General features: G+C 29.1%; 14 protein-coding genes, 1 tRNA gene and 1 other annotated feature. Of the genes, 3 read left to right on the top strand and 12 right to left on the bottom strand.

The window, feature by feature from the left end; translation table 11 throughout:
* Nucleotides 1-83 precede the first annotated feature (83 nt).
* The 10 genes from tuf to KYD98_RS09645 form a co-directional block, all read right to left on the bottom strand.
* A complete protein-coding gene (gene tuf / locus KYD98_RS09690; RefSeq protein ID WP_219779620.1) occupies nt 84-1277 on the bottom strand; it encodes an elongation factor Tu in 1194 nt (397 codons plus the stop codon).
* Between the two features lie 60 nt (nt 1278-1337).
* Nucleotides 1338-1413 (bottom strand) — tRNA-Thr (locus tag KYD98_RS09685).
* A 76-nt stretch (nt 1414-1489) separates the two neighbouring features.
* Nucleotides 1490-2110 carry an RNA polymerase sporulation sigma factor SigH gene (sigH, locus tag KYD98_RS09680; protein WP_219779619.1) on the bottom strand — a complete coding sequence of 207 codons (621 nt, stop codon included), beginning with the start codon at nt 2108-2110 and terminating at the stop codon, nt 1490-1492.
* A gap of 88 nt (nt 2111-2198) precedes the next feature.
* Nucleotides 2199-2711, bottom strand: coding sequence for an NYN domain-containing protein (locus tag KYD98_RS09675; protein ID WP_219779618.1), 513 nt, complete (start codon nt 2709-2711; stop codon nt 2199-2201).
* A gap of 15 nt (nt 2712-2726) precedes the next feature.
* Nucleotides 2727-3536 (bottom strand): 23S rRNA (guanosine(2251)-2'-O)-methyltransferase RlmB, encoded by an 810-nt coding sequence (gene rlmB / locus KYD98_RS09670; protein WP_219779617.1) that lies wholly within the window; start codon nt 3534-3536, stop codon nt 2727-2729.
* 5 nt (nt 3537-3541) lie between these two features.
* Entirely contained in the window at nt 3542-3967 is a 426-nt protein-coding gene (locus KYD98_RS09665; RefSeq protein WP_219779616.1) for a Mini-ribonuclease 3, read from the bottom strand.
* A gap of 47 nt (nt 3968-4014) precedes the next feature.
* Nucleotides 4015-5415 (bottom strand): cysteine--tRNA ligase, encoded by a 1401-nt coding sequence (gene cysS / locus KYD98_RS09660; RefSeq protein WP_219779615.1) that lies wholly within the window; start codon nt 5413-5415, stop codon nt 4015-4017.
* Between the two features lie 18 nt (nt 5416-5433).
* Complete coding sequence (locus KYD98_RS09655; protein ID WP_219779614.1) at nt 5434-7146, bottom strand: proline--tRNA ligase; 1713 nt, start codon at nt 7144-7146, stop codon at nt 5434-5436.
* Between the two features lie 91 nt (nt 7147-7237).
* Nucleotides 7238-7419 (bottom strand) — a binding site (T-box leader).
* Nucleotides 7420-7489: 70 nt separating this feature from the next.
* The gene (ispD, locus tag KYD98_RS09650; RefSeq protein ID WP_219779613.1) at nt 7490-8164 is read right to left on the bottom strand and encodes a 2-C-methyl-D-erythritol 4-phosphate cytidylyltransferase; all 675 of its coding nucleotides are present in this window, start codon (nt 8162-8164) and stop codon (nt 7490-7492) included.
* A gap of 21 nt (nt 8165-8185) precedes the next feature.
* Nucleotides 8186-9280, bottom strand: a complete 1095-nt coding sequence (locus KYD98_RS09645; RefSeq protein WP_219779612.1) for a PIN/TRAM domain-containing protein — start codon at nt 9278-9280, stop codon at nt 8186-8188.
* A 262-nt stretch (nt 9281-9542) separates the two neighbouring features.
* Between KYD98_RS09645 and KYD98_RS09640 the strand changes: the two genes are divergently transcribed.
* Complete coding sequence (locus KYD98_RS09640) at nt 9543-9941, top strand: DUF1573 domain-containing protein (protein ID WP_219779611.1); 399 nt, start codon at nt 9543-9545, stop codon at nt 9939-9941.
* A gap of 157 nt (nt 9942-10098) precedes the next feature.
* Here KYD98_RS09640 and disA read toward each other — a convergent pair whose 3' ends face one another.
* The gene (gene disA / locus KYD98_RS09635; protein WP_219779610.1) at nt 10099-11163 is read right to left on the bottom strand and encodes a DNA integrity scanning diadenylate cyclase DisA; all 1065 of its coding nucleotides are present in this window, start codon (nt 11161-11163) and stop codon (nt 10099-10101) included.
* Between the two features lie 18 nt (nt 11164-11181).
* Complete coding sequence (gene radA / locus KYD98_RS09630; protein WP_219779609.1) at nt 11182-12549, bottom strand: DNA repair protein RadA; 1368 nt, start codon at nt 12547-12549, stop codon at nt 11182-11184.
* Between the two features lie 275 nt (nt 12550-12824).
* Between radA and KYD98_RS09625 the strand changes: the two genes are divergently transcribed.
* Nucleotides 12825-12992, top strand: a complete 168-nt coding sequence (locus KYD98_RS09625; protein WP_219779607.1) for a hypothetical protein — start codon at nt 12825-12827, stop codon at nt 12990-12992.
* An 86-nt stretch (nt 12993-13078) separates the two neighbouring features.
* Complete coding sequence (locus KYD98_RS09620) at nt 13079-13306, top strand: glutaredoxin family protein (protein WP_219779605.1); 228 nt, start codon at nt 13079-13081, stop codon at nt 13304-13306.
* Nucleotides 13307-13312 lie beyond the last annotated feature (6 nt).

Here is a 13312-nt window from a genome sequence, read left to right as displayed (position 1 = left end):
TGTCAATACTCTTTGGAAAGGACCAGGTTTAAACACCTAGTCCTATTATATTTTTTTGATTTTATTTAAATTAAGTTAAGCTATTATTTAGCTATGCTAGTAACAACTCCTGAACCTACAGTTCTTCCCCCTTCTCTGATAGCGAATCTTAATCCTTCATCCATAGCTACTGGAGTGATTAATTCAACTTTCATATCAATGTGATCTCCTGGCATTACCATTTCCATTCCATCTGGTAATTTTATTGATCCTGTAACGTCTGTTGTTCTGAAGTAGAATTGTGGTCTATATCCATCAAAGAATGGAGTATGTCTTCCACCTTCTTCTTTTTTAAGTACGTATACTTGACCTACAAAGTTTGTGTGTGGGTGTACTGAATTTGGTAAAGATAATACTTGACCTCTTTCGATATCAGTTCTTTGAACACCTCTTAATAATGCTCCTATATTATCTCCAGCTTGTGCTTCATCTAATAACTTTCTGAACATTTCGATTCCTGTTACTGTAGTCTTTCTCTTTTCTTCACTTAATCCTACGATTTCAACTTCGTCTCCTACGTGAAGTACTCCAGTTTCAACTCTACCAGTTGCAACTGTTCCTCTACCTGTGATTGTAAATACATCTTCGATAGGCATGATAAATGGTTTATCAGTTGCTCTTTCTGGAGTTGGAATGTAGCTATCTACTGCTTCCATTAATTCTAAGATTGGAGCTATTTTAGCTTCATCTGTTGGGTTTTCTAATGCTTGTAATGCTGAACCCTTAATTACTGGAATATCATCTCCTGGGAAGTTATATTCGCTTAATAATTCTCTAACTTCCATTTCAACTAATTCTAATAATTCTTCGTCATCTACCATATCTGCTTTGTTTAAGAATACTACGATGTAGTCAACTCCAACTCTTGATGCTAGTAGGATATGTTCTCTTGTTTGTGGCATTGGACCATCTGCTGCTGAACATACTAGGATAGCTCCATCCATTTGTGCTGCTCCTGTAATCATGTTCTTAACATAGTCAGCATGTCCTGGACAGTCAACGTGAGCATAGTGTCTGTTTTCTGTTTCGTATTCAACGTGTGCAGTATTGATTGTGATTCCTCTTTCTTTTTCTTCTGGAGCCTTATCGATATCTGCATAGTTAAATGCTTCTGCATATCCTCTGTTTGCTAAAACTGTTGTGATTGCAGCCGTTAATGTAGTCTTACCATGGTCTACGTGACCGATTGTTCCAATATTTACGTGTGGTTTACTTCTCTCAAATTTTGCTTTTGACATTGTAAAATCCTCCTCTTATCCTTTAATAAACCTTGCCTAGTGTTTTTTATTTTTTATAATTGGAGCTCACGATCGGGATTGAACCGACGACCTCCGCCTTACCAAGGCGACGCTCTACCTACTGAGCTACGTGAGCACTCAAACTCACGATTTTCTTGATATACCAATTATAAAGTTTACTATTATTCGTTTTGTTTGTCAATATAAATTAATTACTTTATATTTAAGCATTTTTCTAGCTTTCTTTTAACTCTCTGTAAAGCATTATCAATTGATTTTGAATGTCTATCTAAATCACATGCAATCTCTTGATAAGACTTCCCATCTAAATAAGACATAAGAACCTCTAATTCCAAATCTGATAAAACTTTTGCTATAGCTGCTTCAATATCGTCCATATGTTCTTTACTTATAACTAACTCTTCTGGATCCGAAATTTTTATTCCAGCTAAAACATCTAACAATGTTCTTTCAGACTCTTCTTCATATATAGGCTTATTTAGTGAAATATATGTGTTCAATGGAATATGTTTTTGCCTTGTAGCAGTTTTAATTGCTGTTATGATTTGTCTAGTCACACATAATTCTGCAAAGGCTTTAAATGATGTTAATTTATCAGGCTTAAAGTCTCTTATTGCTTTATATAATCCTATCATACCTTCTTGATAAATATCCTCTTTATCTGCACCTATCAAGAAATAAGACTTCGCCTTCGACTTTACAAAATTTTCATATTTTGAAATTAAGTACTCTTGTGCTCTAGTATTACCTTTTTTAGCTTCTAGTACTATTTCTTCATCTAATTTTTCTTTAAACTCTAAAAATTCACCCAATATCCACTCTCAACTTTCTCCTTTTATAATAATGTGTAACTTTATGTAAACAATTATACCCTAGCAAAAATACGTTAGTCAATGTATTTTACTGACTTCTCCTGATTTTTTCTAATTTTTTCAAAACATCTAACTCTATATTATCACTCAAACTATTTCTATCTAATGGTTTATTGTTATTTGTTTTATTCCTTATTGATTTTTCAACATTTATAACTTCATTATAAAACTCTAAAGATGACATTCTAACTGCCCCTCTTTGGAAAATAGTTTGTTGTTCTAAGCAATCAGAAGTTACAACAATAACTTCATATTTTCTACCTAAATAATTCACTTCTTTTTCTATATAGCTATCTGCAGTTTCTCCATCTTTAGTAAAAACTATTTCTAAATTCTTATTAAGATTTTCTACTTTTTTAATACTGCCAGCTACCTTATGTGCATCAAAAACCACTATAACTTTGCAATCATTATACACTCCATAGTTATGCATAGCATCTATTAAAGATTTTCTAGCACCATCAAAACTATATTCTTTTTTTATTTTTAAATCTGGCCAACTGTTTATAACATTATACCCATCAACAAAAATAATTTTCACAATAGTACCTCTCTCTTATCTTAAACGCCCTTTTAATACTTCATACATCATTATACCACCTGCTACTGAAGCATTTAAAGAATTAATCTTACCAACCATAGGTATTTTTATTAACTTATCACATTTTTTTAGTGTTAACTTAGATATTCCTTTTCCTTCATTTCCAATGATAAGTGCACATGGTCCACTAAAATCTGTTTGATAACTATATTCTTCCGCTCTAATATCTGCACCATATATCCAAATACCTTTTTCTTTTAATTCATCTATTACAGCATTTAAATTTGTGACTTTTGCAACCTTAACATGTTCTATTGCTCCAACTGAAGATTTATATACCATTGTACTAACTGAAGCACTTCTTCTTTTAGGTATAATAATACCATGAACTCCAAACAATTCTGCTGTTCTTATAATTGATCCTAAATTATGAGGATCTTCTACTTCATCTAAAATAACTATAAAAGGTTTCTCTCCTCTTTCTTCTGCTAAAGATAATATATCTGACACTTCCGCATATTTATAAGGAGTTACTTTAGCAATAACACCTTGATGTACTGCCCCATTACATAAACTATCTAATTTCTTTTTATCAACTTCTTTAATTAAAATCTTCTTTTCTTTTGCTAATTTAACAATAGCATTTATTGAACCTTCAAGTTTAGAATTAGCTAAATATAAGACTTCTATATTTCTATCTGTTTTTAAAGCTTCAATTACTGCATTTCTACCAATTACTAAGTCTTCTCTTTCTTCTACTTCTGGTTTATTAAATATTTTATCTTTGTTATGTATTCTTTTTGAGCCTCTTGCTTTTTCTTTCATTAGTTCTACACCTCTTTTTCATTTAAAACTTCTATACTTTTGCTTAAAATAAATTCTAATCTTTCTTTATTACCAATAAGATATAAATATCCAACTAATGCCTCAAATCCTGTTGCCATTCTATAATCTCTTACATCTGCATTCTTTGGTACAGTTGGAGATTTAGCATTTCTCCCTCTTTTATATACACCAAGCTCTTCCTCTGTTAACAAACTTTCTATATTGTGCATTATAAGTGCTTGACCTTGAGCCTTCACATATCTAATTGCTTTTTTATGCATCTTATTTGCATTTAATGATTCATTTTCTGATAAAATATAAGTCCTTATAAAAATTTCATATACACCATCGCCTATTAATGCCAATTGAAGTGGATTAAGCATTCGTGCTTTATCTTTACTAAATTCTTTTACTTTTAAGTCATCTAACATATTAGTTCTCCTTTAAATTAAGGGCTGCAAATTGCAGCCCTATACATCTAATCTACCTTTTTCCATCTAACACCTTGAGGAGTATCTTCTAAAACAATTCCTCTATTTTTTAAATCATCTCTTATCTTATCTGCTAAAGCAAAATCTCTATCTTTTCTAGCTTGTTGTCTTTGATCAACTAATGCTTGTATTTCAGAATCTAAATCTTGCTTTGTAGATTTTTGAAGTATACCAAGAGGTTTACCTAATTCTCTAATTACTAATAAAGATTTTTCGCATAATTCTTTTGATGAATTAATTCCAACATTGCTGTTTATATCTTTAGTTAAATCAAATAATACTGAGATTGCATCTGCTGTATTAAAATCATCATCCATTTTTTCAATAAATTTATCTCTATATTTATCTAATGATTTTAAATATACTACTTCTTCTTCACTAATTTTATTCTCATTTACTTCATCAATTAAGTTTTCTAAGTTATTTATGCAATTATATAATCTTTCAATTGACGCTTTAGCTGATTCTAATAAATCTTGGCTAAAATTTATTTGGATTCTATAATGTCCAGATAACATTAAGAATCTTACTACATCAGCATCATATTTTTCAAGTATTTCTCTAGCAGTAAAAAAGTTATTTAATGATTTTGACATTTTTTTATTATCTACATTAACAAATGCTGAGTGCATCCAATAATTAGCTAAATTTTCACCTGTTAGAGCTTCACTTTGTGCTATTTCATTTTCATGATGTGGGAATGCTAAATCCATTCCACCTCCATGTATATCAATAGTTTCTCCTAATATTTTTTTAGCCATACAAGAACATTCAATATGCCATCCTGGTCTTCCAAGTCCCCATGGACTTTCCCATGCTGGTTCACCTAGCTTTTGTGCTTTCCATATTGCAAAATCCATCGGATCATTCTTTCTTTCATCTACATTAATTCTAGCACCTGCTTGTAAATCATCTAAATTTTGACCTGACAACTTACCATATTCATTAAACTTTTTAGTGCTAAAATATACATCTCCGTTAATTTCATAAGCAAATCCTCTATTCACTAACGATTTAACAAATTCTATAATGTCTGTAATATATTCAGTTGCTCTAGGATTTACTGTAGCTCTTTCTATATTAAGCCTATCAGCATCTTTATAATATTCTTCAATATATTTGTCTCCAATATTTTTTACAGTTGTTTCTTCTTCATTAGCTTTTTTAATCATTTTATCATCTATATCGGTAAAATTTTGAACAAATGAAACTTCATATCCTCTGTATTCAAAATATCTTCTAATAGTATCAAATACTATAAATGTTCTTCCGTTTCCTATATGAAAAAAATTATATACCGTAGGTCCACAAACATACATTTTAACTTTCCCTTCAGTAATAGGGATAAATTCTTCTTTTTTTCTCGTTAAAGTATTAAATATCTTCATTTATTCTTGCCTCCTACATTATTTTAATTTTAAATTATTTTTATCAAATTCTCCTTTTACTCTTTGACAAACTTCTTCTATTTTTATTACTTCCATTTCAGCATTTCTAAGTTTAAATTCTACTTCTCCCTCTGTAATTTTCTTTCCTACTGTTACTCTCATAGGAATTCCCATTATTTCCGAATCCTTAAATTTAACTCCGGCTCTTTCATTTCTATCATCTAATAATGCTTCAACACCCAATCTTAGCAATTGATCATAAAGATCATTAGCAATTTTAACTTGTTGTTCATCTTTTACATTTACAGGTATTACCGAAATATGGTATGGAGCAACAGACAATGGCCATATTATTCCATTTTCATCGTTATGTTGTTCAATTATAGATGCCATTGTTCTTGTAACTCCAATTCCATAGCATCCCATTATAAATGGTTTTTCCTTACCATTTTCATCGATAAATTTAGCATCCATAGCTTCTGAGTATTTAGTTCCTAATTTAAAAATATGTCCTACTTCTGTACCTCTAGCTATTGTAACTTTTTCTCCACAAATCGGACAAGATTCACCTTCTTCTACATTTCTATAATCTCCAACTACACCTTCAAAGTCACGTCCATAATTTACATTTTTAATATGATATCCTGTTTCATTTGCTCCTGTTACAAAGTTATACATATTCTTTACTTCTTCATCTACTAATATTAAATCAGCCTTTATACCTATTGGTCCAGCAAATCCAATATCACAACCTGTTGCATTTTTGTACTCTTCATGAGAAGCCATTTCTATATCTCCTGAAGCCTTTGAAGCGTTAGCAACTTTAACTTCATTAACTTCTCTATCTCCTCTTACAAATACAGCAATAATTTTCCCATCAACATTATATAATAAAGTTTTAACTGTCTTTTTAGAAGATATATTTAAAAATTCTGATACTTCATCTATCCCTCTGCTATCAGGAGTAGATAGTTTTTCTAACTCCATTAGTTCCTCTTTTTGAACTTCTCCTAATTTTGTAGTTGCCTTTTCAATATTAGCAGCATAGTCACATTTACTACAAAAAACAATATCATCTTCTCCAACTTCTGATTTAACCATAAATTCTGCTGAATTTGATCCACCGATTGCTCCTGAGTCTGCTTCAACACATTTTGCATCTAAACCACATCTATTGAATATTTTAACATATGCCTCATACATCTTATTATATGAAACATCTAATCCTTCTTGATCTTTATCAAAGCTATAAGCATCTTTCATTATAAATTCTCTTGATCTCATAACTCCAAATCTAGGTCTACGTTCATCTCTATATTTAGTTTGAATTTGATATAAATTTACTGGTAATTGCTTATATGATTTAATTTCATTTTTTGCCATATCAGTAAATACTTCTTCATGAGTTGGTCCTAAACAAAAATCTCTTTCGTTTCTATCTTTTAATCTAAACATTTCTGCACCATAAGCATCCCATCTTCCAGATGATTGCCATAACTCTGCTGGAATCATAGCCGATGCTAAAAATTCTTGTGCACCTGCAAAATTCATTTCTTCTCTTATTATATCCTCGATTTTTTTAAGAGCTTTAAGTCCTAAAGGCATATAATTATATACACCTGAAGCCATCTTTCTTATCATTCCTGATCTAAGCATAAGTTTATGACTATCAATTTCTGCTTCAGCTGGAACCTCTCTTAATGTAGATATTAGCATATTAGACATTTTCATAATTACATTTCCTCCAAATAAATAGTTTTAGACACTTTAATGTGCCTTATATAAAGTGATTTTTAAGAAACAAAAAAAGCCCACCCTATATGATTAGGGCGAACTTATACTCGCGGTACCACCTAAATTTGTTCTCTAATAATGATAACGGTATTAAACCGATAGTTTTTTCCTATTACTCCGAAGCTGGTTCAAAATCTAGTTGAAAATCTTACAGCCAAGGATTTTCTCTCTGCAAAAATGATTTTTACTATTCTTCATCAACGTTTATATTGATATTCTTATAATTAACTTAATTCATTATAACTTTTTGTAAATTAGCTGTCAACACATTGTATAATGACTATCTTGATATAAAATATTCTCCAATAACTAAATCTTCCGGCGTTGTTATTTTTATATTAGTATACTCACCCTCATAAAGATAAACTTTATTTCCAAAATGTTCAACAACCATAGTATCATCAGTTACTAAAACATTTTCTGTTCTTATTCTTTTGTGACAATCATAAATTAGATCAAACTTAAATGATTGTGGGGTTTGAACTGCTACTAAATCACTTCTATTTAGAGTATTTATCGAAAATTGATTTTTATCTTTAAGTTTTATAGTATCTTTAGGCATAACACCAGGTGCTGCAGCTCCATATCTTTCAGCATATTTTATTGCTTGTTCTATTATACTATCTGATACAAAAGGTCTTACTCCATCATGAATCAATACAACATCTGAACCTTTTGCTTCAATTAATCCATTAAATACTGAATCGTTTCTTTCTTTTCCTCCTGCTACTATTTTATTAACTTTTAATAAATTAGATTCTAAAATTTCTTTTTTACAATATTCTATTTCATCTGCTGGCACTACTAAAATAATATTATCTATTAACTTACTTTCTAAGAATTTTTTAATAGTATAATAAAGAATGGGCTTGCCATTCAAATCAATATATTGTTTGCTTTGAACAGTGCCCATTCTTTTACCTCTTCCACCAGCTACTACTATCGCACTAACCATTTAGAAAAGTCTCCTTATCTTTTAATTTTCTTTAGGCTTTGCAAAAATCATTCTTCCTGCTGCCGTTTGTAAAACTGATGTAACTATAACAGTAATTGTCTCTCCAATGTATTTCTTTCCGCCTTCTACAACTATCATCGTTCCATCATCTAAATAGCCGACACCTTGTGTTGACTCTTTTCCATCTTTAATCATATCGACTACCATTTCTTCTCCTGGTAGCACTACCGTCTTTATAGCATTTGATAATTCGTTTATATTTAATACAGGTACTCCCTGAACTTCTGCTACTTTATTTAAATTATAATCATTAGTTATAACTTTTCCGTTTAAAGTTTGTGCAAGCTTTAACAACTTACTATCAACTTCATTTATCTTAGGAAAATCTCCCTCCCAGATTTGTGTTTCAATAGAGAGTTCTTTTTGTATTTTATTTAATATATCAAGCCCTCTTCGTCCTCTATTTCTTTTTAAAGAATCTGAAGAATCTGATATATGTCTTAACTCATCTAATACAAAATTTGGTATTACTAATGGTCCTTCTATAAACCCAGTTTCACAAATATCAAATATTCTTCCATCAATTATAACTGATGTATCTAAAACTTTTGCTATCCCTTTAACTGGATTACTTTTAGATTTCTTTTCTTTAACTACTGGTTTTTTTATATTCGCAAGAAGTCCTATCATATCATCTTTTTTCTTTATTAATATATCCGCACCTATTATGGCTGCTACTAAATTTAATAATATAAATAAAATAGGCCCAAAAAATTCATGAATTCCATTTATAGGATTAGCTATAAAAGTCATTAATATTAGTGCTATAACAGCACCTAATGCTCCACAAATAATTTCAGTTAATGTTAATTTTTGAATATTCTTTTCAACATATTCAACTACATTAGAAATAGATTTATATATAGACGGTGAAATAATAAATAATATAATTCCAAATAATAACGAAATAATCACAAGAAATACTATTGATCCAGTTACTGTTGATAAATATTTTATTTCTCTAATATCAGGTATCTTTAATAAAGAGCTTGCTATAATATAACCAATCATTAACCCTATGGCAGAAAAAATCCCTCTTACTATCCTTTTTAACAAATAAGTCACCCCTTCCTAAATTGCTCGGTAAATATTTAATATTAATGTATTCTTTGTATTAACTGCTATTAATTATATCATACTATATCTTTATCTAAAATGAATAATTTATTAAGTTTATTAAAATCCCCCTATTAATTAATATAATTCTTTTGTATTATATACATGTATTCTAGTTCTTAATCCATTATTGACAAAATAGTCTGAAAATATTTATAATTACCTTACAGTAATATTAAATTATATCAAGGAGTTGAGGCGTATGAAAGATATAATATTTGACGATTTTCAAAATTCCGTAAATGATTCTTTGTTAAGACATAAAAGTATTTTAGATATACTTACAAAATATAGTGAATCTAGTGCTAGAGTGAATAGAGCTATTGCAAAAGCAGTTACTAATTGTGGGTGTATGGAAATTAATGCTTCTAAACAGTCTTTACCTAATGAAGACGATTCCCTAGATAATTTGAGTAATTGTCTAAATACTCATATAACTGGAGAACTTTGTGAAAGTTGCCGTGAAATTATAGAAAGAGAGATGGGTAATAATCTTTTCTACTTAACATCATTATGTAATGATTTAGATATAAATTTATATGATGTGTTAATTAAAGAATACAATAAGATAAATACTCTGGGTAAATTTACTTTTAGATAATAATTTAAATAAAAAAATCGGCTTACTTTAATAATAACGCCGATTTTTTTGTATTAATAATGCCATTTTTTATTTTATTAATATAAGGCCTATAAAATAACAGATTAAATAAACTAGCATACTAGTCTATTATTTTTTTAATGTGTCTAAACTTCTCTTATATCTCTTTATTTAAAAATATTTGCTCTTTTATTCTTTTTAACCCATTTTTAATAGCTTTTGCTCTAGCTTCACCTATACCCTCTACATTATCAAGTTCATCAGTATCTGCTTCTATTACACTATTTAATTCTCTAAATTCTTTAATTAAATTATCTATTACATTTGATGGTATTCTTGGAACCTTACTTAATATTCTATAACCTTTAGGAGATATAAGTGTATCAATAAGTGGAACTCCTGCATAACCTAATACCCTTGCAATAGAATCTAAATCTAGAATCTCTATCGCACTTAATTTTTGTATTTGTTCATATACTTCGCTATATGTAGACTCTTCTTTACAATAGTCTCTAATCAATAATATTCCATCACGTTCTATATGTTTAATTAATTCACTAAGTTGCATAGAAATAAGTCTACCTTCATTACCTAGTTCTAAAATATACATATTAATTTCTTCAACAATTCTCATAACCATTTCTGTTCTCTGAATTGCTGTAACTACATCAAAAAGAGTAGTTAAATCTTGAAATTCTAATAAATTTAAGTTATTAATAACGCGTTCTAATACAGCTACATATTTTTCTAATGTTTGAATAGCTTGATTTGCTCTAGCTAAAATTATACTGCTTTCCTTTAACACATATTTTATATCACCTTTATAAATGGTTATTATGTTTCTTCTTTGAGATATAGCAATTACTATATTGTTAGTTTGTTTTGCAATTCTTTGTGCAGTTCTATGACGTGTTCCTGTTTCATATGTCATTATAGATGCATCCGGTATTAACTGTGCATTTGCACATACAATTCTTTTTAAATCTTCACTTATTACAATTGCCCCGTCCATCTTAGCTAATTCGTATACATAAGAAGGACTGTAATCTGAATTGATAGTAAACCCACCATCTACTGTACTCATTACTTCTTTACTATCTCCAATTACAATTAATCCACCAGTTTTGGCCCTTAATATATTTTCAAGTCCTTCTCTTAGCTGAGTGCCTGGGCACATCATCTTTAATGTATCTTTTATTTTCATTCCCTTTTCTATTCTCATACACTCACCTATTCTTCTTTAAAATATCTTACTTATTACTTCCTTTAAATGTCCAACTCCTATTACATTTATACTATCAGTTTTTACCTTTTCTTTATTTCTTTCTGGAATAATTACATTTCTAAATCCTAATTTTTCAGCTTCTTTAACTAGTCTTTCGGTTGATGATATCGGCCTTATTTCCCCCGTTAATCCTACTTCACCAACAATAAGTGTTTTTTCTAATTTAAAGTTTCTTGACTTGGCACTAGATAACAATGCTAATGCTAAACCTAAATCAGCCGCTGTCCCATCTATGCTAAATCCTCCTACTACATTTACATAAACATCCTTGTTATAAAAAGGTAGCTTTAATTTCTTTTCTAAAACCGCTAAAATTAGACTTAATCTTTGATTATCAATTCCTACTGCTGTTCTCCTTGGCATTGGTGCATTAGTTTCAGTTACTAGTGCTTGGATTTCTACTAATATAGGTCTAGTCCCCTCCATAATACCAATTACTACTGAACCTTCTTGATTAAAGCTTGTGTCTTCCAAAAATATTTTAGAAGGATCAAATACCTCTATTAACCCTTCTTGCTCCATTTCAAAAACCCCTATTTCACTGGTAGTTCCAAAACGATTTTTCATAGTTCTTAGAATTCTATATTCTTCTGTTCGCTCACCTTCAAAATATAATACAGTATCTACCATATGTTCTAAGACTCTTGGACCTGCTAATTCCCCTTGTTTTGTTACATGTGCAACTAAAAAGAATGGTACATTACTTTTCTTACACATTCTCATAATAGTATTAGAACATTCTTTAACTTGTGAAACACTTCCTGGCGCTGATGAAATATTATCTTTAAATATAGTTTGAATTGAATCTATAATAACAAATTTAGGATTCAGCTGTTCAATATATACGGAAATAGCCTCTAAGTTAGTTTCGGATACTATAAATAAATCTGAACTATTTACTCCCAATCTATCTCCTCTGATTTTTATCTGCTCCTCTGATTCTTCTCCTGAAACATAAAGTACCTTTCCATATTTTAGAGAAATGTTATTTGCAGTTTGTAATAATAATGTTGACTTTCCTATTCCAGGGTCTCCTGATATTAATGTTAAAGAACCTTTAACCAATCCTCCACCTAAAACTCTATTAAGTTCATTAATTCCAGTATCATAACGTTCTTTTTCTCCTGATTGTATTTCAGTAATAGTTTTAGGAGAATTATTTTGCACTATACTATTAACTTTTAATGCAGAAATTGCTTTATCATTATTTTTTAATTCTTCATTAAATGTATTCCAACTGCTACATGAAGGACATTTTCCTAGCCATTTAGGAGATTCATATCCACATTGTTGACAAATGTATACAGACTTTATTTTAGCCATATATTTTCCTTTCTTTATCATAAGATTCAAAATTACTATATATATAATTAATAATTTTATAATAACATAAACTTTTATATTAATTATACCATTTAATAAAAATTATCAGCAAAAACAAGTGCTTTATCTCCAAGTAAATATTATATTAAAATAAAAATTTATCCATATATAAAATTAATTTCATTAAATATACTCTGTATCTTAGTTCATGTATCTTTGTATAAATATTTTGTTTATTAGAGAAACTATTTATATAACTTTAAGGAGATGATTATATGTTAAATAAAGATTATTTTGAAAATATTAATATTTCTGGTAAAAATATATTAAGAAGTAACCAACAAAATACCTTAAATAATAATTTCAACAATATTTATTCACAAAATGAATTCTCTAACATGATTCTAAATTCAAATCTCGAAAATGGTAATTTAATAAAATAAAACTTATAATACATACTATTGAGATATAACTTATAAAACGTTATAATAATTAAATAATAATTATTATTATTTAAGGAGGTTTTTTTATGATCAAAATTTATACTACAGAATCTTGTCCTTGGTGTGTTAAGGTAAAGGATTATCTAAAATCTAAAAATGTTGAATTTAAAGAATTTAATGTCCAAGATGATATGATTGCCCGAGAAGAAATGATAAATAAATCTAAACAAATGGGAGTGCCCGTTTTAGATATTGATAATCATATTATTATTGGTTTTGATAAAATTGCTATTAATAAAGCTATTTCTAAATAAATTCCA

The sequence above is a fragment of the Clostridium weizhouense genome (genome assembly GCF_019431045.1).
Taxonomy (GTDB): Bacteria; Bacillota; Clostridia; order Clostridiales; family Clostridiaceae; genus Clostridium; species Clostridium weizhouense.
This window is presented reverse-complemented; position numbering and strand designations above follow the sequence as displayed.

Bases quoted from the DNA above. Each gene is read 5' to 3' on its own strand.
- tuf (WP_219779620.1), bottom strand. From the start codon at position 1,277: ATGTCAAAAGCAAAATTTGAGAGAAGTAAACCACACGTAAATATTGGA.
- rlmB (WP_219779617.1), bottom strand. From the start codon at position 3,536: ATGAAAGAAAAAGCAAGAGGCTCAAAAAGAATACATAACAAAGATAAA.
- KYD98_RS09665 (WP_219779616.1), bottom strand. From the start codon at position 3,967: ATGTTAGATGACTTAAAAGTAAAAGAATTTAGTAAAGATAAAGCACGA.
- cysS (WP_219779615.1), bottom strand. From the start codon at position 5,415: ATGAAGATATTTAATACTTTAACGAGAAAAAAAGAAGAATTTATCCCT.
- KYD98_RS09655 (WP_219779614.1), bottom strand. From the start codon at position 7,146: ATGAAAATGTCTAATATGCTAATATCTACATTAAGAGAGGTTCCAGCT.
- ispD (WP_219779613.1), bottom strand. From the start codon at position 8,164: ATGGTTAGTGCGATAGTAGTAGCTGGTGGAAGAGGTAAAAGAATGGGC.
- KYD98_RS09640 (WP_219779611.1), top strand. From the start codon at position 9,543: ATGAAAGATATAATATTTGACGATTTTCAAAATTCCGTAAATGATTCT.
- disA (WP_219779610.1), bottom strand. From the start codon at position 11,163: ATGAGAATAGAAAAGGGAATGAAAATAAAAGATACATTAAAGATGATG.
- radA (WP_219779609.1), bottom strand. From the start codon at position 12,549: ATGGCTAAAATAAAGTCTGTATACATTTGTCAACAATGTGGATATGAA.
- KYD98_RS09625 (WP_219779607.1), top strand. From the start codon at position 12,825: ATGTTAAATAAAGATTATTTTGAAAATATTAATATTTCTGGTAAAAAT.
- KYD98_RS09620 (WP_219779605.1), top strand. From the start codon at position 13,079: ATGATCAAAATTTATACTACAGAATCTTGTCCTTGGTGTGTTAAGGTA.